Below are 19,397 nucleotides of genomic sequence, written 5' to 3'. Positions count from 1 at the left end.
CATCGAAGGAGCGGGCGCTGCCCTAAACGATTATCGAAAGTGCGGCGGGGCTACTCGAAGACCGGGCTCTCCGACTTCAGTGCTTCGACGTCCTCGACCACCGTCCGGACGTCCTCGGGGAACAGCGCGACCTGGACCTCGTTGCCGGACTCGTCCTCGAAGACGAGTTTGACGCGTTTGTCGCCAAACTCTCGGGCCTCGGCGGCGTCGACGTCGAACAGCTTGGCTTCGGCGTGCTTGTTCGCCGGGCCGACGTTCTGGATGGAACCGTCTTTCAGTTCGACCATGAAGTCGGAGAGGTTGATGTTCAGCACACCCCCCGTTTCGGCGGCGGGCGCCTAAAGTGCGAGGCCGAGGCTGGCGGCGACCGTGCGACCGGCGGGGATGGCGCCGAATCCGGAGCCGAACGCCAGCACGCCGGGGGCGACGGCGGCGACCGCTGCTCGGACCGGCGAGATGTCGTGGACGACGGTCGTGCCGACGACGAGCAGGCCGAACGACCAGACGCCGGCGAGCACGGTGACCGCGGGCACACCGAGGCCGGCGACGACGCAGGGTGCGGCGGCGTACGCGAGCACCTGCACCGTCTCGCTGACGCCGCCCCGGGACGGGGCGACGACGACGAGCGCCAGCGTCTGGAGCGCGGAGAGCGCGTGGATGGCGGCCGGCGTCACCAGCAACACGACGAGCGCGACTGTGAGTGCGGCGGCGAGCCAGCGCGCGGTCGGGAACGCCAGCACCGCTCCGGGGTCGACCGCGACCCGGGTCCCGGCGGCGACCAGCACCACCGCCATCGCGAACACGAGGCCGGGCGCCTGGTCGCCGGGCGACACCGCCTCGTCGAAGAACGTCACGGGGTTCAGGAGGACCTGCGTGAAGGACTTCGCGAGCCCCTCGAGGCCCCGTTCGCGGCCGCCCTCCGGTTCGACCCAGGTCGTCATCGTCGGTCAGTCCCGGACGACGACGTGGCAGTTCCGGCACCGGGCCTCGTAGGACTCCTCGGCGCCGACCATGATGGTCGGGTCGTCGTAGTGGGCTGGCTCGCCCTCGATGAGCCGCTGGTTGCGGGTCGCGGGCTCGCCGCACTCCGTGCAGATGGCCTGCATCTTGTCGACGTACTCGGCGACGGCCATCAGCTGCGGCACCGGCTCGAAGGGCTCGCCGCGGTACGTCTGGTCGGTGCCCGAGAGCACGACCCGGCGGCCGTCGTCGGCGAGCGCCTGGCAGACGCCGACGAGTTCGTCGGGGAAGAAGTTCGCCTCGTCGATGGCGACGACCTCCTCGCCGTTCAGCTTCCCCGAAATCGACTGGACACCTTCTGCCGTCGTGTCGACGACCGTCGCCTCCCATGAGCGGCCGGCGTGCGAGCCCAGCGTCGCCTCCCCGTAGCGGTCGTCGACGGCGGGCGTGAACGCGGCGACGTCCTGCCCCGCGATCTCCGCGCGCCGCAGCCGACGGAGGAGTTCCTCCGTCTTCCCGGAGAACATCGACCCCGTGATGACCTCGACCCACCCGGAGTTCGTGATGGCGTGCATACCGTGTGCCGGGGGTGGCTGGAGGAAAACGCTTGCTCTTCGTCAGTCGCCGCGACTGCCGCCGACGTTCTGTTCGCTCTCGAAGCTCCGGGGGTCGGGCTGGATGTCGGCGTACTGGACGACGCGGTCGCCGAGCGTAGCGACCCGCTCAGCGAGCTCGGGGTCCGTGAGTTCGCCGTCCGAGACGCGCGAGGAGGCGTTCGGGACGGCCGCCTGGTAGGGGAGCACCCAGGCGTCGAGCGCACGCAGCACGGACCGGAGGTGTTCGAGCGCGGTGATGGGAAAGCTGCCGCCGGCGACGGCGAGGACGCCGACAGTCTTGTCCTCGAACTCGTCGAACCCGCAGTAGTCTAGTGCGGTCTTGAGGGGGCTGGAGTAGCTGCCGTGGTACATCGGCGTCGCGAGGAGGATGGCGTCCGCCTCCCGGACTCGTCGCGTCAGCTCCGCCGCGTCGCCGGGTTCGTCGGCGTCGGGGTCGTACGCTGGGAGGTCGAACTCGCGGAGGTCCAGCAGGTCGGTGTCGGCGCCGCGGTCGGCGGCGGCGTCGAGGGCGGTTCGGAGGGCGGTTCGGGAGACGCTGTCGTCCCGGAGGCTGCCGCAGACGCCCGCGACAGTCGTGGGAGCGCTGTCTGTCATAGACGCTGGGTCGAGTCCCGGGCCCCTAAAGCCTGCGCGCGTTTTTAGGGGCCGGGGTGACAACGAAGGGCCGTGTACGACGACATCCTCCTGCCCACTGACGGGAGCGACGCCGCAGACGCCGCCGTCGAGCACGCCATCGACCTCGCAGCGCGGTACGACGCGACGCTGCACGTGCTGTACGTCGCCGACACCACGGAGTACAGCACGGTGACCTTCGAGGACGAGGTCATCGACCCGCTGGAGCGCGAGGGCGAGGGCGTGGTCGACGCCGTCGTCGAGCAGGCCGACGACCGGAGCGTCCGCGCGAAGGGCGTGGTGATGCAGGGTGGCGTCTTCGAGACCATCCAGAACTACGTCGCCGACGAGGGCATCGACGCCGTCGTGATGGGGACCCACGGCCGCCGCGGGCTGGGTCGCGCGCTGCTCGGGAGCGTCACCGAGCGCGTCGTCCGGACGAGCGACGTCCCCGTGCTGACAGTCCGCCAGACGGACGACGAAGACGAGGAAGACACCGGGGCTGGCACGGAGGCATCGGGAGCAAGGGAGTGACGCCGGTCAGTTCTCGCCGGGGTTGCGCCCGCGCCCCGATGGCGTCAGGTCGTCCGTGTACAGCGCGTGGACAAGGACGACGAACCCGATCGCGGTGACGATGCTGCCGACGAACCCGGCGACCTCGGCGTCGATGCCGAGCAGCATGTCGGCGGCGCCGAGGGCGACACCGAAGACGACGAGCGTCAGCGCGACGGCGAGCGAGCGCAGCGCGGCGAGGTCGGTGCGGCGGTACGCCCGGTACCCGAGGTGCGCGACGACGAGGCCGAGCGCGAGCGTGACCGCCTTCGCGAGCAGGACGAAGGGGACGAGGTCTACCATCGTTGGGGTCTCCTGGTGTCGCTCCGGTCACCCCAGCAGCGACCGGAGTCGACGCAGTTCGTTCACGACGCGGCTGTGCGTCCGGGGACCGTCGTTGCCGTCCGTGCGGTCCGGCCCACGGCTGATGGGGGCTGCCGGGTCCGGAGCCGCCGGGTCGGGGTCTGTTTCTGTCGCTCTCACGGGTCTCACCAGCTATGTGAACGTGACGCACGAGCCACCCTAAACTGGGCACCCGATTCTCATCGAATAAAAATCAGGGTCGTGGCTCACTCGGTGCTGACGCCGAGCACGCTGTAGAGGCCACAGGTGTTCGTGAGCCCGGTCGCGAGCAGAATCACGGCGACGAGGCCGAGCACCGGGGACAGTATCGCGGCGGCCTCGACGTAGTCGCCGAGGATGGCCAGCGAGGCGACACCGAGCAGTGCGCCCAGCAGCACGCGCACCACTGCGTCCGTGGAACCGACGTTTCGTTCCATACTCCAATATTGTTTTATCCGTGCAAAAGCGTTGCGGGACGTTCGGTCAGGCGGCCAGCCGAGCGAACACGCCGCTATCGCGCTCGTGGACCGACACGAGGCCGTCGCTGGCGAGGTCGTCGAGCAGGTCACGCAGCCACTCGCGGCCGTACTCGCCGTCGGGCGTGTAGTCGACGCGCACACGCGGTCCGAGCTCGTCCAGCTCTAGTTCGCCGTGCTCGCGGAGCGCACCGACGGCGCGCCCGCGCTTCTGGCGGCGGCTGCCCTCGAACGTCGACTGCGCGGGGACGTCCGGCGCGGCGAAGTCCCCCTCGGCGTACGCCGAACACCACTCCCGCCACGGACAGCTCGCCTCGTCGCAGGCCGGCGACTTCCCGCAAGCGACCCCGCCCAGTTCCATGACGGCGTTGTTCCAGACGCGGGACTCGCCCTCGGGCATGAGGTCGTTGGCGGCCGCCTCGAAGGCCTCGTCGTCGTCCGGCACGTCGAACGCGCGGTACAGCACGCGCTTGACGTTCGTGTCCACGACGGCGTCCCCATTGTCGAACGCGAACGACGCGACGGCGTTGGCCGTGTACGGCCCGACGCCCATCAGTTCGGAGAGTTCTCCCGGGGTCTCCGGGAACTCGCCGTCGTAGTCGCCTTCGACCTGCTGGGCAGCCTCGTGGAGGTACGTCGCGCGGTTGTTGTACCCGAGGCTGTGCGCGGACCAGAACCCGACCACGTCGCTCTGGTCTGCAGCCGCGAGGGCGGCCGTGGTCGGCCACTGCTCGAGGAACTCGTGGTAGGCGTCCTCGACCCGGGAGAGCTGGGTCTGCTGGCTCATCACCTCCGAGACGAGGATGGCGTAGGGGTCGGTCGTCTCTCGCCACGGGAACGAACGGTGGTCGGCCTCGTACCAGTCGACGAGCGCCGCCCGCACGTATTCGACGTCCTCGGGAAGCGACCACCCCCCATCCGTGCTGTCCCCGGCGGCGTCGTCTCCGGCGTCCTCACTGTCGGCGTCCGCCCCGGCTGTCATGCACGGCGGTTGGGTCGCGTCGGCCTTGGCGGTGGTGGTTCGCCGCGGGAAGACGTATCGACTAAGTGCCAGTCAGTCGAACTTCCGGAGTATGCGACACCGAGCCCTGATTGCGGTCTTCGTCGCCGCGCTCGTGGTCACGGCCGGCTGTGGCGCCATCGGCGACGGTGGCGGTGGCCAGCAGGCCACCACCCAGTCCCCCGAGGACGCCCGGCCCGTCTCGGAGCGCGTCGCGGACGCCACCGCGGGCGTCCAGACCTACGGCGTCGACTTCCGGATGAAACTCACGGCGAACGGCGAGACCCTCCAGCTCACGCAGGTCGGCGTCTACGACCGCGCGAGCGAGCGCGCCAGACTGAACATGTCCGTGTACGGCACGCCGGCGACCGCCTACGTCGACGGCGAGACGATGTACGTCGAAGCGGGCGGCCAGTGGCAGCGTCAGGACCTCGCCGGCAGCGGCGTCTGGGGCGAGAACGGCACGCTCGCCAGGCAGCGCGCGCTCCTGGACGTCGGGGAGGTCTCGGAGGCCGGCACGGAGACCGTCGACGGCGTCGAGACGACCGTCTACGAGGTCGACGCCGACCCCGCAGCCTTCGAGTCCCTGCTCTCGCAGGGCGCCCAGACCGGGCAGGCCACGCTGACCATCCAGAACGCGAGCTACCGGCTGTACGTCGCCGACGACACCGACCGACCGCGGAAGGCCGAGCTGTCGACGACGGTGACGACGCAGGGCCAGACGGCTCGCGCGAACGTCACCATCCTGTTCTCGGACTACGGCGAGCCGGTATCGGTCACCATCCCCGACGCGGCGCCGGCGAACGACTCGACCTGACGAAAAGCGTATCCCCCGCGCGTCGCTTCTCCCCGGTATGAGCCTCGACGACCTCCAGACAGACGTGGAACTGGCCTCCGAGGACCTCGACGACTACGACTTCCTCGACCGGGAGACCCGCCAGGAACTGGCGATGCTGTCGGCCGCCCTCGACGCCGACACCGACGAACTGCTGCGGCGGGCGGTCCACCTGCTCTTCCAGTCGACGACCGAGACCGGCCGGCTGGACTTCCACCTCCGGGGCGCGTACGACGTCACTTACGACGAGTACCTCTCGGGCATGACCTACGACGACATGGCGGGCGCGGGCGGACAGGCACCGCCGGAACCCGACCAGGACCGCCGCTATCAGTTCTGAGGGAGCGGCTGCCGACCGCCGCGGCAGTCGGACCGCCCGCAGTCCAGTGGGCAGCCCCGGACATCGAGTCATACACGAACAATCGTGTTAATCCCTAGATTAGTGGGTCTGAGGTTTTTTCGCTGCCGTTTTGATTATCTCGGCTGATAGCGGGGCCAGAGCACTTTTTCCTGCGGAGTGTGGTGTCCGCCCCATGGGAGCCAATCAGACGAGCAACGGCCGCTCGCCGTCCGGAGCGAACGGCTGGCGGGGGACGCTCCGGGAGTTCGTGCGGTACACGCCGAGCGGGGACACGATTCCGGACGACGCGTGGCGCAGCCGCCACCGCAACGTGTTGCTGTTCGTCCTCGGGCACGTGCCGTTCCTGCTCGCGCTCGGGGTCTACGACGGCACCGAGTCGCTGGTGACCGGCGCGACGGTGCCGGAGACGCCGCCGCTGCTCATCGCCGTCGAACTGGGCGTCGTCGTCGGCCTCGTCGCGCTCGCAGCCGTGTCGCGGCTCTCTCGGCGCACTCGGACAGCGCTGGCGTCTACGGCCGTGCTGGCGTCGTCGGTCGTGCTCGTCCAGTTCTCGGGCGGGTTCATCGAGGCGCACTTCCACTTTTTCGTCGGGATGGCGGTCATCGCCGTCTACGAGGACTGGCTGCCGTTCGCGCTCGGGCTCGGCTACGTCGTGTTCACGCACGGCGTCTTCGGGATGATCAACGCCGAACGCGTCTACAACCACGCCGCCGCCATCAACAACCCCTGGGTGTGGGGGGTCATCCACGGCGTGTTCGTGCTCATGCTGGCGGGCGCGCTGATGGCGAACTGGTACTCTACGGAGAAGTCCCGCGAGCAGTCCCAGCAGCGCCTCGAGGAGGCACGCGCGAAGGCCGAGCAGGTCCAGAACCTCGAGGCGAAACAGGAGGAGATCGAGGCCGAGAAGGCCGAGGCCGAGCGCATGAAGGCCGAGGCCGAGGAGGCGCGAGAGGCGGCCGAAGCCCAGCAGCGCGAGGTCGAGGCCCTGAACGACCGCCTCGAGGCGCGCGCAGCGGAGTACAGCGAGGCGATGGCGCAGGCGGCGGACGGCGACCTCGGCGTCCGGCTCGACGCGGACGTCGAGAGCGAGGCGATGGCGGAGATCGCCGAGTCGTTCAACGAGATGCTCGCGGAGACCGAGGGGGCGATGCGGGAGATTCAGGCGTTCGCCGAGGACGTCGCGGCGGCGAGCCAGAGCGCCGAGGCGGGCGTCACCGAGGTCGAGGCCGCCAGCGGCGAGGTCAGCGAGACCGTCCAGGAGATCGCGCAGGGCGCCAACGACCAGCGGGAGAAGCTCGAGGCGGTCTCCGAGGAGATGACGGACCTGTCGGCGGCCGTCGAGGAGGTCGCGGCGTCCGCCGACTCGGTCGCCGAGCGCTCCCACGAGACCGCCGAAATCGCTCGGGACGGCGAGGCGACCGCCGAGCGAGCCATCGAGGACTCGCGAACGGTCCAGTCGGCGGTCGGGTCGACCGTCGAGAACGTCGAGGCGCTCGACGACCAGATCGCGGAGATCGAGGAGATCGTGGACCTCATCCGCGACATCGCCGAGCAGACGAACATGCTGGCGCTGAACGCGAACATCGAGGCGGCACGCGCCGACGAGAGCGGCGACGGCTTCGCGGTGGTCGCCGACGAGGTCAAAGACCTCGCGGACGAGACGAAGGCGTCGGCAGCCGACATCGGCGAACTCGTCGCGGACATCGAGGACCAGACCGCGGCGACCGTCGAGGAGGCGCGCACGGCCGACCGGAACGTCCGGGACGCCATCGAGGCCGTCGACGAGGTCGTCGACGCGTTCGCGCAGGTCGCGGAGAACGCCGAGGCGACCGACACCGGCGTCCAGGAGATCAGCGACACGACCGACGACCAGGCCGCGAGCACGGAGGAGGCGGTGTCGATGGTCGAGGAGGTCGCCGACATCAGCAAGGCGACCGCCGGCGACGCCCAGAGCGCGTCTGCTGCCGCCGAACAGCAGGCGGCGTCCACCGCCGAGGTCAGCGACAACGTCGAGTCGCTGAGCGAGCAGGCCGAGCGCCTGCAGTCGCTGCTGACGGATTTCGACGTGAGCAGCGCCACCGGCGACCACGTTGACGAGGCACCCGCGCAGCCGGCCCGCCAGGACGGCGGCCGACCAGAATAAGCGACGGTTACGTCCTGTTTTCGGGAGCCGGCGGCGATTTCGTGGTCAGACCGCGCTCTCGCCGTCGACCTTCGAGGCGCCGACGTGGCGGACTTCGGGGTCGTCGATGGCGTCGAGGAAGATGTCGAGCGCGAGGTCGATCTCTCGCTCCGTGACGTCCAGCGGCGGCAGCAGCCGCAGCGTCTTGTGGCCGCAGCCGAGCACGAGCAGGCCGCGCTCGAGGCACGCGTGGACGACGGCCTCGCGTCGCTCCTTCGTGTCGAACTCGACGGCGAGCATCAGGCCGCGGCCGCGCACGTCCTCGACGAAGTCGGGGTCGGCGTCGTGCAGGACGTCTTTTGCCTGCCGGCCGCGCGCGGTGACGTTGTCGAGGACGCCGTCGCTCGTGATGGCGTCGATGGTGGCGACGCCCTGCGCGGCGGCGACGATGTCGCCGGCGCCCCACGTCGAGGACAGTCGGCCGGTCTCGCTCGGGAAGAGCTCCTCGTTGGCGACAGTGGCGCCGACGCGGAGGCCCTTCGCGGACGTGATGACGTCCGGGTCGAGGTCGGTGTGGTCGACACCCCAGAGCTCGCCCGTGCGGCCGAGACCCGCCTGAATCTCGTCGCTGATGACGGGGATGTCGTACGTCTGCTGGATGTCCACGATGTCCGCGATGAAGTCCTCGTTCGGGACGCGGTAGCCGCCCTCGCCCTGCTGGGGCTCCATGATGAGGTAGGCGACCTCCTCGGGGTCGACGACGCCGCGCTTCGGGTGGAGCTTGTCCGCGACGACGTTCCCCGCGGGGCCGTTGGTCTTCCAGCCACACGTACACTCGCCCTCGCAGGAGCAGTACGGCGCGGAGACGACGCCCCCGATCTCGGGGTAGCCCTTCCGGTGCGCGGTCTTCGAGCGGTTCAAGGAGAGCGCACCGAGCGTCCGACCGTGGAACGCGCCGTCGAACGTGAACGCGCGGTGGCCACGGTTCGCGTAACAGATCTTGATGGCGTTCTCGACGGCTTCCGCGCCCGTGTTCGAGAGGAAGACGGTGTCGAGGTCGTAGTGCTCGGTGAGGTCGGTCAGGCGGTCCAGCAGCTGCGTGGAGGTCGGCGTCTCGGGGTCCTCGGGGCTGCCGCCGCCGCTCGCGTAGAAGTCCTGGCCCGCGATCTTCGAGGGGTCGACGAGGTCGAACTCCTCGAGGCGGTCCATGATCTTCGGGTTGTTGTAGCCGAACGGCGCCGCGGCGACGTGGCTGGTGAAGTCCATCAGGACGTTGCCGTCGACGTCCGTACAGAACGGGCCGGCGGCGTCCTCGGTGATGTCCCAGACGAACTCGTAGACGTACGTGGAGGGCGCCGCGTGCTCGTGGTGGTAGTTCACCCACTGCTCGGCCTTCTCGCCCGGCATACTCCGGACGCTCGGCTCGGCGGTTTCTCGGTCCATGCCCACCGTTGGCACCGGCCCCAGTAAAAGGCGTTCGTTCCGGTAGTGGCAAACGTTACGCAGCGACGACGAGGGCGATGGCGCCGCCTGCGGCGAGGAGTCCGGCGCTGTAGCCCGCGACGCGAGTCGAGAACCCCCGGTTCGGGCTCGTGGTCGACAGCGCGACCTTCACGCCGATGGAGCTGGCGGTCGCCAGCAGGACGGCGATGGTCGCCGAATCCGAGGAGATGGCGCCCGCGCGGTAGAGCACGACCGCCGACGTGGTCGCGCCCGCGCTCGACACGAGCCCGGAGACGACTGCCGTGACGAACAGGCCCGTCGACCCGAACTGGGTCTCCGCCAGACCGCCCGCGACGACCACCACGAGGAACATCACCCCGAACCCCAGTGCGTTCCGCATCGAGAACGGGCTCTCGAGGTCCATTTCGACCTCCTGTGACCAGTCCGCCGTTAGGCCGGCCACCAGGACGCTACCCACGACGATGGTCAGGAGTGGCACGGTCCCCTCGAGGAGCACGCCCGCCGACAGCGTGAACACCACGACGATGAGGAGGTTCCGGAGCGCCATCGCGGCGTTGGCCAGCAGGACGCCGGCGACCGCGTACCGGGTGGCGTCGGAGTGCTCGTCGACGTGGTCGAGCATCGTTCCGACGACTGCTGTCGACGACGCCAGCCCGCCGAAGAAGCCGGTGACGGCGATCCCGCGGCCGCCGTACGCCTGCACCACGACGTAGTTCACGATGCCGATGGCGGCGACGAACACGACCATCGACCACACCACGCGGGGTTCGATCTCGACCGCCCACGCGCCCGACCCGGCGGTCACCGAGCCCGCGGGCAGAATCGGGTAGACGACGAACGCGAGGATGGCGAACTCCGTCGTCGACCGGAGTTCCTCTCGGGACAGCCCCCACGCGAAGCCGTGGAGTTCGCGCTTGAACACCAGCAGAATCGAACTCGTGACGGCGACCACCGTCGCGGGCAGCACGGCGTCGAGCGCGACGAGCACGCCGATTCCGTAGGCGACGAGCATGCTCACGGCGGTGGTGAGGTGGAGGCTGCCGTCCTCCTCGCGCATCCCCGACAGCATCAGGACGCCGGCGAGTACGATGACGAACAGGGCGCCCATCCCGGAGAGGAACGGCGAGCAGGCTCCCGCTGCCTCCGCGCAGCGCTCGGTGTCTACCATCGTGAAGATGGTGCCGAGCACGCTCACGAGCGCGAACGTCCGGATACCGGCGGCTTTCTGTGACCACTCGCGCTCCAGTCCGAGGAACAGGCCGAGCGCGACGGCGACGGCGATGCGCACGACCTGGCTGTCGAGGGGCGCGGCGGCCAGCGTCTCGACTGGCGGGCTCACTACTGAGACGTATATAGTGATAAATATAAACGCTGGGGCGGGCTACGACCCCTGACACGCCCAACTGGCGCGCGAGGGAGACTACCGGCGTCTGTGCCGCCGGTGACTCGGTTGCTCTCCCCGGTCGACCGGCCGTCGCGGTTCCGGTAGCCGCCGCCTACCGGGAGTCAGGCGAGCAAGTATTTTTGCGTGCCCGGCCACCTCGTAGAACTGATGACTTCCCTCGACGTCGACCGCGGGCGCGCCACCTGGTGGGTAGTCGCCGGCGTGCTCGCCGCCGTGCTGGCGTACGTCGTCTACACGTTCGCCGGCACGTTCGTGATCGGGTTCTTCCTCTACTACGCCACTCGCCCGGTCTACCGGCGGCTGAAAGACCGCCTCGGACCGCCGACCGTCGCCGCACTGGTGTCGCTGCTCATCCTCGCGCTGCCGGCCATCCTGCTGGTGGCGTACACGACGGCGGTCGGCCTGCAGGAGCTGAACACCATCCTCGACTCCCAGGGCGCCGAGCTCGGGCAACTGGAGTCCCTGATCTCGCCGTACCTGGACGTCTCGCAGGCCGTCGAGGACCCGCAGTCGCTGCTCGACCAGCCGTCCGTCCAGTCGGCCATCGGCACCGTCGCCGAGAACGCCGGCCAGTACGTGGGCTTCCTCGGCACGGCGTTCGTCCACTTGTTCGCGATGATCGTCATCGCGTTCTACCTGCTTCGGGACGGCCACCGGCTCGCGAACTGGTTCCACCGGCGGTTCGCGGACGAGGACGGCGTCCTGCACGCGTACACGGACGCCATCGACCGCGACTTCTCGAACATCTTCTTCGGGAACATCTTGTTCGCGTTCATCACCGGCGTGGTGGCCGCGCTCGCGTTCAACGCCCTCGACGTCGTCTCGCCGGGCGGCGTCGGCCTCCCCTACGCGACACTGCTTGGGCTGCTGACGGGGGCCGCGAGCCTCGTCCCCGTCATCGGCATCAAGCTCGTCTGGATTCCGCTGCTCGCGTGGCTGGCGGTCGCCGCGTTCCAGGCGGGCACGGGCTACTGGTTCGTCGTGCTGTTCGGCGCCGTCGCGGCCGTCGTCGTCGACTTCATCCCCGACCTCGTCGTGCGGCCGTACGTCTCCGGGCGGGACCTCCACCTCGGGCTGGTGATGCTGGCGTACGTCTTCGGCCCGCTCATCTGGGGCTGGTACGGCATCTTCCTCGGACCGATGGTGCTCGTGCTGGTCGTGCACTTTGGGCGTCTCGTGTTACCCGAGCTGGTCGCCGGCGTGACCATCGAGCCGGTGCCGAACGGCGAGCCGACCGAACCGGCCGCCGGCGAGCCGCCGGCGGGCGAAGCCCCCGAATCCGACACGGCACTGGCGGAAGCCACCACACCGGAGGACGGGGACACGGACACGGGACAGGGGACGTCCCCGGACGACTCCACAGACACCTCGACGGAGCCCGACGGCGCCTAGTGGGGCTCGAGTTCGGTGCCGTCCCGCGGACAGTGCGCGAACTCGGGGTTCCGGGTGCTGAATCCGCACTCGGGGCACGTCCGCTCGGTGGGGCGCCGGCTGGCGGCGTCCTCACTGTCGCCGCCAGCGCGCCGGAAGAGGAACGGAACGAACGGCACGGCCAGGAGGAAGAGCGCGACGTCGAAGACCTGCCAGAGGACGATGCTCACCGCGAGACTGACGACGACCCCGACGGCGGCGGTCGCGAGCCGCGAGGAGACCATCCTACGAGGACGAAGACGACGGCGACGGGTCGACGTACTGGGCCTCCCACTCGCGGCGCGCCTCCAGTTCGCGGGTGCCCCGTCGGGTGAGCGTGTAGTAGTTCGTGCGCTGGTCGAGTTCGCCCTTGTCGATGAGGCCTTTGTCGACGAGCGTGTCCAGATTCGGGTAGAGGCGGCCGTGGTGGATCTCGGACTCGTAGTAGTCCTCGAGTTCCTCCTTGACTGCGAGGCCGTGGGGTTCGTCGAGGCCCGCGACGACGTACAGGAGGTCTCGCTGGAACCCTGTCAGGTCGTGCATATGTCTCGTACTCGGTACTAGTTTCGTCGCTCAGCGCATAAGTGTGGTGGCACGTTCGCAGACACAGCGCCCCCGTCACACCATTCTACTGAATTGATATGTCGGGGGCGCAGGCTTATACTGTCGGCGAGCGTACAGCTGAGTATGCCCGAAGAAGTGCTCTTCGAGACGGAGCTCACGCAGTCACGCAGCGAGGTCGCCAGCTACCTCCGGACCGTCGCCGACAAACTGGACGGCGGCGGCGCCCTCACGCTGTCAGCCGGCGGCGACTCGCTCACGCTCGACCCGCCCGAGTCGGTCACCTTCGAAGTGAAGGCCGAACGCGAGACCGGCAGCGGGCCCGACGAACACAGCGTCGAGTTCGAACTCGAGTGGGACGAGAGCGACGCCGAAGCCGGCGACGCCACCGGCCTCGACATCTCGTAGCGCCCACCGGGCGGCGACGGGGCGTTCGCTGCCTCGCTGAAACTGCGCGTTCTCTCGGCCAGACTCCGGTGCGCCACGTGTTTCGCGCGCTCGAAGCAGAATCCCGCTCGACACTGTTGTCACTGCGTTCTCGCCGTCACTACCGATGCCCGCGCGGCGGCAGCGCCACCGCTGTGGAACGTGAGTCAACGGAAAAGGATGCGAGGCCGGAAAATCCGGCCCCGCAGCCGCCCTGAATTGGTCCCCGCTGACGCTTCGGCCCTCCAAGCGAAGCGTCACCTGAGTCAAGGCGGGGTACGATAATAAATCTGTCCCCGGACGAAACTCCTGCCGCTACATGTGCTCCTCTTCGAGCACCCAGCCCAGCGCCCGTCGGTAGTACGTGAACATCTGCCTGACGCCCTCGTGGTTCATGTCCTCGGAGTCCAGTTCCTCCACGAGGAACTCGTACTGCTCGCGTATCTCCTCCTCATCGCGCATGGTACACTGTAGCGACTCCAGCAGTAAGAAACGCCGCCTCGCGGAGTCGCCGGGGCGTCTCTACTTCCGGTCCAGCCGCGAGATGCCGTGCCAGATGGCGTTCACGACGCGGTCCTCGCCCTCGCCGTCGGCGTCACTCCAGCCCCGGGCGAGCGCGTCCTCGAGGGCGTCGAGGTCGTGGTTCTCGAAGTTGTTCATCCCCCGGAAGTCCTCCAGCGCCTCCCGTTCGGTCTCGCCGAAGTCGCCCGACGGCTCGTCGTCGTAGAACCCCAGCGCCGACAGCGTCGCCAGCACCGATTCGGCGGTGTCGCCGGAGAGTTCGCGGTACTCCTCGGGGTCCTCGCGTTCGAGCAGCGTGATGTCGTAGATGCGGAACACCCGCTCGAGTTCGTCGATAGGATGTTCGTGGTCGTCGACGCGCACGTCGATCCACCGGTCGTTCCCGCCGTCGTAACCGCCCTCGGGCTTGGCGACGTACAGCGCCGCGCCCTGCTCGCCGCGCTGGTCGCCGCCCGCCTCGTTGCCGGCCTGGAGCGCCGCCAGCAACTTCTCCGGTAGCCCGCCGTCGGTCGCCTCGAAGGTGTCGGCCATCGCGTCGACCGTCTCCCGGTTCTCGAGGATGTTCCCCTGGACGGTGTAGTGGTCGCCCTGCCGGTCGCTGGCGTGGTCGAAGCACTCCTCGCCCGTGAACGCCGCCACGGAGCCGTCTTGCCCGACGATTCCCACCTGTCGCTGCGGCGCCTCCTCGTCGGCGCCGGTCAGCTCCTCGACGACTTCCTCGGCCGAGTGCCCCTCCCGCAGGAGGTCGAGGCCCTCCGGCCCGTAGGCGACGTTCGCGAAGCTCTGCGTAGCGATGGCGCCGGCGTCCGCGCTCGCGAACGGCACGACGGAGCCGACAGACACGAACTTCGACTGGACGGCGACGCCGACCGCGTCGGTCTCGGGGTCCCGCGCGACGATGGAGAACGTCATGGGCGCACGGTGGCTCGCGCCCGGCAAAAGGCTACGCCTCGTCCACCCCCGTTGCCGTCTTCTCACTCGCGGGCTTCTCGGCGGTCAGCGGCTGCCGACTCGCCAGCTCGACCGGGAACCCGGGGTGTTCGACGAGGTGCCACAGCACCATGTGCCGGCGGCCCGCCGTCAGCCCGGACGCCGAGAGGTCCTCGGCCGTGAACTCCCGGGGCAGCCGGCGGCAGAGCCGCCGCAGGGCGTCGAAGCTCCCGAACACCTTCCGGTTGCCGGCGGAGTCGGCCCCCCGCCGTTCGACGACGTAGCTGCCGTCGGGCCGGTGGACGCCCACGGTGTTCACGAACGCCTCGCGGGCGGTCAGGGCGTCGTCCAGTTGGTCGCGGAGCTGTTCGGCGTCGTCCGTCGAGAGGACCAGTTCGTCGCCGTCCACGGAGACGGCCACCCGGTCGCCGCGGCGCTCGACCCGGAGGTCAGGCGGCTCGGCGAATTTCTCGACCAGCCGCATCGCTGCGGCTTCGGGTATCCCCAGCGGCCGGAGTCGTAGCGTTCTGACTCGGCATCGTGACTGGTCGTTGCCACGAGACCACCATAAGTTCCGCGGTGGGACAGATTCGAACTGTCAGACCACGCCACTCCGAGCCACACCGGGCCGGGCACTGCGAGTCGAGCCAGGGGCGAGTCAGCCGTCGGCGACCTCGTGGACCCAGTCGGCGAGGTCCGCCACGACGTAGCCGGCGACGTTCCCGCCGAAGTACAGCGACTCGGTCGTGGACGGCACCGGGCCTTCCCGGAAGTAGTGGCCGACGTCCTCGTAGTACTCGAAGCGGCTGCCGTCGGCGGCGTCGAGGGCCTGCCACTCCTCGTAGCCCTCCCTACTCATATCCAGGAGCGGCTGCTGGTGGTCGTGGTCGACGCGCTCGGTGGACGCCGAGAACACGGGGACGTCGAGGTTCTCGACGGTCTCGCCGGGGGCGAACTCCAGCCGGCTCTGCCAGAACCCGCCCGGCTGCCCGAGGACGGTGTCGTCGGCGTCGAAGTCACCGTCCGCGACCCGCTGGAGCGCCTCGCGCTGGGCGTCGAGCGCCGCCTCCTGTGCCTCGTCGAGGTCGCCGTAGGGGTCGATGTTGTACTGCATGAACTCGACCTCACCGTCCGGGTCGACGTCGTAGTCGACGAGGCTGTCCAGCACTGCGACACCGGCGGCGCCGCCGTGCCGGTCGGCGATTCGGGGCGCGCACATCCCGCCCTGACTGTGGCCGGCGACGAAGACGGAATCCGGGTCCACGGCGTCGGCGGCCGCGAGTTCGTCGAGCGCGGCGACGGCGTCGTCGACGACGATGCGGTCCAGCGTGTACGCCTCGTCGGGGACCTCGTGGTCGTGGAGCCGCTTCTCGTACCGCAGCGTGGCGACGCCCTCGGTGGCGAGCCCCCACGCGACGTCCTTGAGAATCTTCGTCGAGCCCGCCGTGGCGTCCGGGTCGGTGGCGCCATGGCCGTGCACGAGCACCATCGCGGGGAACGGCCCGTCGCCGTCTGGCGTGGTAAGGACGCCGTCGAGGTCGACGTCCCCGGCGTCGACGGTGACTGCCCGCTCCTCGAACGTCTCCGGGTCGGCGTACTCCGGCGGCGTGTACTCGGCCGGAAGCGAGACCGCCGCGACGCCGCCCGCCTCGTCGACCGTCAGGTCGAGGCGCTGTGTCCCCGCCGCGAACGACAGTTCAACCGTCGCGTCGCGGTCCTCGACTATCACGTCGTCGACACCCTCGAAGTCGCCGTAGTGGCCGTGCAGGCCGTACCAGTACGACTGCAGCGCGTCGCCGGCGTCCATCTCGGGTTCGGCGAACTCCTCGGGGAACGATTCGAGGACGGCGTCGTCGTCAGCGAGCAGTCTCTCGGCGTCGGCGAGTTCGCGCTCGGCGAGCAGCGTCCCGAACTCGCGGGCCGTCGCCTCGGGGTCGTCGCTAGAGGGCATACGGGCCAGCCGTCACGGACGCGCTACAAATAGCTCGGTGGTCGAAGGGCACGGATCCGACCCGCGGGAATTATCCCGCAGTCCGGCGAACCACTAGGCATGGACGTGCGCGGCGAGCGCGAGTGCAAATCGTGTGGGACGCGCTGGTCGTACTTCGAGACCGGGAGCGTCGAGTGCCCGAGCTGCGGGAGCCTCCGGAGCGTCGGCGTCGGCGACCGGAAGACGCACACCGACGCGGCCGGCGAGCTCGACCTCACCGAGGCGCGGCAAGCGGGCGCGGACGACGTGCTCGACGCCCTCGAACCGGCCAAGGAGGCGTGCCGCGAGTACTGCCAGTCCCGGGGGTTCGTCTCGGGCGGGAGCCTGCTGGACCTCGACGACACCTACCTCGCCGCCCAGGAGCTGCGGCGCGTCGCGCTGCTGCTCGCGGGGAAGCTCAGAGTAGGCGACGACGAACGGCGCTACGTGCTCGCGCTGCTGAACGGCGCCGACGACGGCGAGCGCCCGGACCCGGGCGAAGTGCCGGAGTCGCTGTGGGCGGCCCGGGGACTGGCTGCCGCGGCGGCCGTCGACGCCTACCGGACCGACATCCGGGAGTACTGCGACGGCGAGCTGCCGGCGCCGGAGCGCGGGCTGCTGGAGCGCGTGCGCGAGCACAGCCGCCGGCTGAAGGCCCTCGACGGCGAGGTGGAGCCCGAGGACAGCGAGCGCCTCGTGGCGGCGGTGCAGGCAATCGCGGACGCAATCCGGGGCGACGAGTCGGGGGTCGAGCGCGCCCGCACTCGGCTGGACGCGCTCGGGTGACCTCGCACGCCCCGCGAGACGCCTCCCAGCCCCAGCGGTGGGCTACGAGGACTCGTGGAGCGCCGCTCCGAGGTCGCTGGCGAACGCGTCGAGGACCTCGTGACCACTCGGGATGTCGAGCGGGTCGACGACCATGCTCATGACGCCGTGGACGAGGTCGTCGTAGTGGCGGTGCTGGACGTCGACGCCCGCCGCTTCGAGCGCGTCGACGTACGCGATTCCCTCGTCGCGCAGCGGGTCGAATCCGCAGGTGACGACGCTTGCGGGCGGGAGGTCGGCGTGGCTGGCGGCGGCCAGCGGGCTGAGAGCGGGATTCTGGCGGTGGACCCAGGAGTCGACGTAGTGCCCGTCGAACCAGGTCATCCCGGCGTCCTCGAGGAAGTACCCCTCCGCGTTCTCCTCGTGGGACGCGTGGTCGGTGTGCTCGCGGTGGTCGAGGACGGGGTAGACGAGCCCCTGATGGGCGACGTCGGGGCCGCCAGAGCGGTCGCGGGCGGCGAGCGCGACAGCGGCCGCGAGGTTCCCGCCGGCCGAGTCGCCCGCCACTGCCAGCCGGTCCGGGTCGGCGCCGAGTTCGCCGGCGTGTTCGGCGACCCACTGCGTCGCGGCGTAGGCGTCCTCCACGGCGGCCGGGAACGGGTGCTCGGGCGCCAGCCGGTACGCGACACTGACGACGACCGCTTCGGCCTCCCGGGCGACCGTCCGGCAGATCGGGTCGCGGCTGTCCAGCGTCCCGAGCACGAAGCCGCCCCCGTGGAAGTAGACGACGACGGGGTGTGGGCCGTCGCCATCGGGCTCGTACACCCGGACGGGGAGTTCGTGGCCCGGGCCGGGAATCGTGCGGTCGTACTCCCGGCCGAGCGCCTCGGATTCGGCGGGCACGTCGAGGAGCCCCCGACGCATCTCGCGGGCCTCGGGCGGCGAGAGTTCGTGGTAGGCGGGTGCGTCCATCGCCTCGATTGCCTCCAGAACGCCCTGGACGTCGGCACGTGGTTCGTCGGCCATACCGGACTCGCGTCGGGAACGACGAAGAAACTACGGGCGCCGGACCCCGCATCCCCGCTGTCGACCGGCGCGCCCGGCAGTCAGGGCAGCGTGACGTCGACGCCGGTCTGCTCGCTGGCGGCCTTCAAGGTGTTGTACAGTAACATCGCCCGCGTCATCGGACCGACGCCGCCGGGGACGGGTGTGATGGCGCTGGCTTTCGCCTTCGCCGAGTCGTAGTCGACGTCGCCGACGAGCTCGTAGCCCTTCTCGGTGTCGCCGGAACTCGAAGAGTTCTGGCTGCTCGACGAGCTCTGCTCGTCAGTGTCCGCGTCGACGCGGTTGATGCCGACGTCGACGACCACAGTGCCCTCGGAGAGCATGTCGCCGTCGACCAGCTCGGGGACGCCACAGGCCGCAACCACGACGTCCGCCCGTCGGGTGTGGGCGGCGAGGTCGTCCGTGTGGCTGTGGCAGACCGTCACCGTGGCGTTGCCGCCGTCGGCCTTCTGCACGAGGAGGTTAGCCAGCGGCTTCCCGACGATGTTCGACCGGCCGACCACCACGACCTCCTTGCCGTCGGGGTCGACGCCCTGGTGGGCGAGCAGCTTCTGGACGCCGTGGGGCGTACAGGGCTTGAAGCGGGGGTTACCGCCGACCAGTTTCCCGACGTTCTCCGGGTGGAAGCCGTCGACGTCCTTCGCGGGGTCGACGGCCGACAGCACGCGCTCGTCGGAGACGTGGTCGGGCGTCGGGTCCTGCACGAGGATGCCGTGGACGTCCTCGCGGGCGTTCAGTTCGGCGAGCGTGTCGAAGAGCTCGTCGGCGGGCGCCTCCGGGTCGATGCGGACATCCTCGGCGGCGATGCCGAGCTCCTCGCAGTCACGCTGCTTCATGGAGATGTACGTCTCGCTGGCCTGTTTGTCGTTCATCAGCACCGTGGCGAGTCGGGGCGTGACGCCTGCCTCCTCGAGCGTCTGTACAGCCCCGGTCAGGTCCTCGCGCACCTGCGCGGCGACGGCGTCCCCGTCGATGACGTCGGTCATAGCTGTATCTCCTCGGC

General features: G+C 69.7%; 24 protein-coding genes. 7 read left to right on the top strand and 17 right to left on the bottom strand.

From position 1 onward, the window contains the following. Positions 1-50: 50 nt before the first annotated feature. From LT971_RS06090 to LT971_RS06075, 4 genes are read right to left on the bottom strand one after another with little or no spacing between them, the layout of a single operon-like run. Positions 51-287, bottom strand: coding sequence for a hypothetical protein (locus tag LT971_RS06090; RefSeq protein WP_272904735.1), 237 nt, complete (start codon positions 285-287; stop codon positions 51-53). Positions 288-338: 51 nt separating this feature from the next. Then, on the bottom strand, positions 339-941 hold the full coding sequence (locus LT971_RS06085) for a YIP1 family protein (RefSeq protein WP_237005960.1): 603 nt from the start codon (positions 939-941) through the stop codon (positions 339-341). Between the two features lie 6 nt (positions 942-947). Further along, the gene (locus LT971_RS06080; RefSeq protein WP_237005959.1) at positions 948-1,535 is read right to left on the bottom strand and encodes a thymidine kinase; all 588 of its coding nucleotides are present in this window, start codon (positions 1,533-1,535) and stop codon (positions 948-950) included. A 42-nt stretch (positions 1,536-1,577) separates the two neighbouring features. Further along, complete coding sequence (locus LT971_RS06075) at positions 1,578-2,171, bottom strand: NADPH-dependent FMN reductase (protein WP_237005958.1); 594 nt, start codon at positions 2,169-2,171, stop codon at positions 1,578-1,580. Positions 2,172-2,243: 72 nt separating this feature from the next. Between LT971_RS06075 and LT971_RS06070 the strand changes: the two genes are divergently transcribed. Then, positions 2,244-2,723, top strand: a complete 480-nt coding sequence (locus tag LT971_RS06070; protein ID WP_237005957.1) for a universal stress protein — start codon at positions 2,244-2,246, stop codon at positions 2,721-2,723. Between the two features lie 6 nt (positions 2,724-2,729). Here LT971_RS06070 and LT971_RS06065 read toward each other — a convergent pair whose 3' ends face one another. The 3 genes from LT971_RS06065 to LT971_RS06055 all read right to left on the bottom strand — a co-directional run bounded on the left by LT971_RS06065 (position 2,730) and on the right by LT971_RS06055 (position 4,541). Further along, complete coding sequence (locus LT971_RS06065; protein ID WP_237005956.1) at positions 2,730-3,044, bottom strand: DUF7521 family protein; 315 nt, start codon at positions 3,042-3,044, stop codon at positions 2,730-2,732. A gap of 266 nt (positions 3,045-3,310) precedes the next feature. Continuing rightward, positions 3,311-3,520 (bottom strand): YgaP family membrane protein, encoded by a 210-nt coding sequence (locus LT971_RS06060; protein WP_237005955.1) that lies wholly within the window; start codon positions 3,518-3,520, stop codon positions 3,311-3,313. Between the two features lie 46 nt (positions 3,521-3,566). Continuing rightward, a complete protein-coding gene (locus tag LT971_RS06055; protein WP_237005954.1) occupies positions 3,567-4,541 on the bottom strand; it encodes an HhH-GPD family protein in 975 nt (324 codons plus the stop codon). Positions 4,542-4,632: 91 nt separating this feature from the next. Between LT971_RS06055 and LT971_RS06050 the strand changes: the two genes are divergently transcribed. The 3 genes from LT971_RS06050 to LT971_RS06040 all read left to right on the top strand — a co-directional run bounded on the left by LT971_RS06050 (position 4,633) and on the right by LT971_RS06040 (position 7,898). Then, the gene (locus LT971_RS06050) at positions 4,633-5,376 is read left to right on the top strand and encodes an SCO4651 family lipoprotein (RefSeq protein ID WP_237005953.1); all 744 of its coding nucleotides are present in this window, start codon (positions 4,633-4,635) and stop codon (positions 5,374-5,376) included. Between the two features lie 37 nt (positions 5,377-5,413). Further along, positions 5,414-5,734: a ribbon-helix-helix protein gene (locus LT971_RS06045; protein WP_237005952.1), complete on the top strand. Its 321-nt coding sequence runs from the start codon at positions 5,414-5,416 to the stop codon at positions 5,732-5,734. 193 nt (positions 5,735-5,927) lie between these two features. Further along, a complete protein-coding gene (locus tag LT971_RS06040; protein WP_237005951.1) occupies positions 5,928-7,898 on the top strand; it encodes a methyl-accepting chemotaxis protein in 1,971 nt (656 codons plus the stop codon). Positions 7,899-7,943: 45 nt separating this feature from the next. On the opposite strand, the gene LT971_RS06035 is transcribed toward LT971_RS06040, so the two are convergent. Beyond that, positions 7,944-9,320 (bottom strand): class-III pyridoxal-phosphate-dependent aminotransferase, encoded by a 1,377-nt coding sequence (locus LT971_RS06035; RefSeq protein WP_237005950.1) that lies wholly within the window; start codon positions 9,318-9,320, stop codon positions 7,944-7,946. Between the two features lie 55 nt (positions 9,321-9,375). Next, the gene (locus tag LT971_RS06030; RefSeq protein WP_237005949.1) at positions 9,376-10,680 is read right to left on the bottom strand and encodes an MgtC/SapB family protein; all 1,305 of its coding nucleotides are present in this window, start codon (positions 10,678-10,680) and stop codon (positions 9,376-9,378) included. A gap of 213 nt (positions 10,681-10,893) precedes the next feature. Between LT971_RS06030 and LT971_RS06025 the strand changes: the two genes are divergently transcribed. Further along, positions 10,894-12,138, top strand: coding sequence for an AI-2E family transporter (locus tag LT971_RS06025; RefSeq protein WP_237005948.1), 1,245 nt, complete (start codon positions 10,894-10,896; stop codon positions 12,136-12,138). On the opposite strand, the gene LT971_RS06020 is transcribed toward LT971_RS06025, so the two are convergent. Together LT971_RS06020 and LT971_RS06015 are read right to left on the bottom strand one after the other, a co-directional pair. After that, positions 12,135-12,401 (bottom strand): hypothetical protein, encoded by a 267-nt coding sequence (locus LT971_RS06020; RefSeq protein WP_237005947.1) that lies wholly within the window; start codon positions 12,399-12,401, stop codon positions 12,135-12,137. The genes LT971_RS06025 and LT971_RS06020 overlap by 4 nt on opposite strands. A 1-nt stretch (position 12,402) precedes the next feature. Next, complete coding sequence (locus LT971_RS06015; protein ID WP_237005946.1) at positions 12,403-12,699, bottom strand: PadR family transcriptional regulator; 297 nt, start codon at positions 12,697-12,699, stop codon at positions 12,403-12,405. A gap of 144 nt (positions 12,700-12,843) precedes the next feature. Between LT971_RS06015 and LT971_RS06010 the strand changes: the two genes are divergently transcribed. Further along, complete coding sequence (locus tag LT971_RS06010; RefSeq protein ID WP_237005945.1) at positions 12,844-13,125, top strand: amphi-Trp domain-containing protein; 282 nt, start codon at positions 12,844-12,846, stop codon at positions 13,123-13,125. 333 nt (positions 13,126-13,458) lie between these two features. Here the strand turns inward: LT971_RS06010 and LT971_RS06005 are convergent, their stop codons facing one another. From LT971_RS06005 to LT971_RS05990, 4 genes are all read right to left on the bottom strand, one after another. Continuing rightward, positions 13,459-13,605 carry a DUF8555 family protein gene (locus LT971_RS06005; RefSeq protein WP_177170853.1) on the bottom strand — a complete coding sequence of 49 codons (147 nt, stop codon included), beginning with the start codon at positions 13,603-13,605 and terminating at the stop codon, positions 13,459-13,461. Positions 13,606-13,665: 60 nt separating this feature from the next. After that, positions 13,666-14,577 carry a DUF1028 domain-containing protein gene (locus tag LT971_RS06000; protein ID WP_237005944.1) on the bottom strand — a complete coding sequence of 304 codons (912 nt, stop codon included), beginning with the start codon at positions 14,575-14,577 and terminating at the stop codon, positions 13,666-13,668. Between the two features lie 31 nt (positions 14,578-14,608). Further along, positions 14,609-15,079, bottom strand: coding sequence for a DUF7528 family protein (locus LT971_RS05995; protein ID WP_237005943.1), 471 nt, complete (start codon positions 15,077-15,079; stop codon positions 14,609-14,611). Positions 15,080-15,253: 174 nt separating this feature from the next. Continuing rightward, a complete protein-coding gene (locus LT971_RS05990; protein ID WP_237005942.1) occupies positions 15,254-16,546 on the bottom strand; it encodes an alpha/beta hydrolase family protein in 1,293 nt (430 codons plus the stop codon). 99 nt (positions 16,547-16,645) lie between these two features. On the opposite strand from LT971_RS05990, the gene LT971_RS05985 reads away from it, so the two are divergent. Further along, on the top strand, positions 16,646-17,350 hold the full coding sequence (locus LT971_RS05985; RefSeq protein WP_237005941.1) for a DUF7117 family protein: 705 nt from the start codon (positions 16,646-16,648) through the stop codon (positions 17,348-17,350). Positions 17,351-17,392: 42 nt separating this feature from the next. Here the strand turns inward: LT971_RS05985 and lipP1 are convergent, their stop codons facing one another. Together lipP1 and LT971_RS05975 are read right to left on the bottom strand one after the other, a co-directional pair. Beyond that, positions 17,393-18,355 carry a LipP1 family hormone-sensitive lipase gene (lipP1, locus tag LT971_RS05980; RefSeq protein ID WP_237005940.1) on the bottom strand — a complete coding sequence of 321 codons (963 nt, stop codon included), beginning with the start codon at positions 18,353-18,355 and terminating at the stop codon, positions 17,393-17,395. A gap of 80 nt (positions 18,356-18,435) precedes the next feature. Beyond that, entirely contained in the window at positions 18,436-19,380 is a 945-nt protein-coding gene (locus LT971_RS05975) for a tetrahydrofolate dehydrogenase/cyclohydrolase catalytic domain-containing protein (RefSeq protein ID WP_237005939.1), read from the bottom strand. Positions 19,381-19,397: the final 17 nt, after the last annotated feature.

The sequence above is a fragment of the Halobacterium rubrum genome, from assembly GCF_021729015.1.
Classification (GTDB): domain Archaea; phylum Halobacteriota; class Halobacteria; order Halobacteriales; family Halobacteriaceae; genus Halobacterium; species Halobacterium rubrum.
Note: the sequence above shows the minus strand (reverse complement) of the source record. Positions and strands in the feature narration are given on the sequence as shown.

Coding starts and splice junctions, on each gene's coding strand:
- LT971_RS06090 (WP_272904735.1), bottom strand. CDS start 287: ATGGTCGAACTGAAAGACGGTTCCATCCAGAACGTCGGCCCGGCGAAC.
- LT971_RS06085 (WP_237005960.1), bottom strand. CDS start 941: ATGACGACCTGGGTCGAACCGGAGGGCGGCCGCGAACGGGGCCTCGAG.
- LT971_RS06080 (WP_237005959.1), bottom strand. CDS start 1,535: ATGCACGCCATCACGAACTCCGGGTGGGTCGAGGTCATCACGGGGTCG.
- LT971_RS06075 (WP_237005958.1), bottom strand. CDS start 2,171: ATGACAGACAGCGCTCCCACGACTGTCGCGGGCGTCTGCGGCAGCCTC.
- LT971_RS06065 (WP_237005956.1), bottom strand. CDS start 3,044: ATGGTAGACCTCGTCCCCTTCGTCCTGCTCGCGAAGGCGGTCACGCTC.
- LT971_RS06060 (WP_237005955.1), bottom strand. CDS start 3,520: ATGGAACGAAACGTCGGTTCCACGGACGCAGTGGTGCGCGTGCTGCTG.
- LT971_RS06055 (WP_237005954.1), bottom strand. CDS start 4,541: ATGACAGCCGGGGCGGACGCCGACAGTGAGGACGCCGGAGACGACGCC.
- LT971_RS06050 (WP_237005953.1), top strand. CDS start 4,633: ATGCGACACCGAGCCCTGATTGCGGTCTTCGTCGCCGCGCTCGTGGTC.
- LT971_RS06045 (WP_237005952.1), top strand. CDS start 5,414: ATGAGCCTCGACGACCTCCAGACAGACGTGGAACTGGCCTCCGAGGAC.
- LT971_RS06040 (WP_237005951.1), top strand. CDS start 5,928: ATGGGAGCCAATCAGACGAGCAACGGCCGCTCGCCGTCCGGAGCGAAC.
- LT971_RS06035 (WP_237005950.1), bottom strand. CDS start 9,320: ATGGACCGAGAAACCGCCGAGCCGAGCGTCCGGAGTATGCCGGGCGAG.
- LT971_RS06025 (WP_237005948.1), top strand. CDS start 10,894: ATGACTTCCCTCGACGTCGACCGCGGGCGCGCCACCTGGTGGGTAGTC.
- LT971_RS06020 (WP_237005947.1), bottom strand. CDS start 12,401: ATGGTCTCCTCGCGGCTCGCGACCGCCGCCGTCGGGGTCGTCGTCAGT.
- LT971_RS06015 (WP_237005946.1), bottom strand. CDS start 12,699: ATGCACGACCTGACAGGGTTCCAGCGAGACCTCCTGTACGTCGTCGCG.
- LT971_RS06010 (WP_237005945.1), top strand. CDS start 12,844: ATGCCCGAAGAAGTGCTCTTCGAGACGGAGCTCACGCAGTCACGCAGC.
- LT971_RS06005 (WP_177170853.1), bottom strand. CDS start 13,605: ATGCGCGATGAGGAGGAGATACGCGAGCAGTACGAGTTCCTCGTGGAG.
- LT971_RS06000 (WP_237005944.1), bottom strand. CDS start 14,577: ATGACGTTCTCCATCGTCGCGCGGGACCCCGAGACCGACGCGGTCGGC.
- LT971_RS05995 (WP_237005943.1), bottom strand. CDS start 15,079: ATGCGGCTGGTCGAGAAATTCGCCGAGCCGCCTGACCTCCGGGTCGAG.
- LT971_RS05990 (WP_237005942.1), bottom strand. CDS start 16,546: ATGCCCTCTAGCGACGACCCCGAGGCGACGGCCCGCGAGTTCGGGACG.
- LT971_RS05985 (WP_237005941.1), top strand. CDS start 16,646: ATGGACGTGCGCGGCGAGCGCGAGTGCAAATCGTGTGGGACGCGCTGG.
- lipP1 (WP_237005940.1), bottom strand. CDS start 18,355: ATGGCCGACGAACCACGTGCCGACGTCCAGGGCGTTCTGGAGGCAATC.
- LT971_RS05975 (WP_237005939.1), bottom strand. CDS start 19,380: ATGACCGACGTCATCGACGGGGACGCCGTCGCCGCGCAGGTGCGCGAG.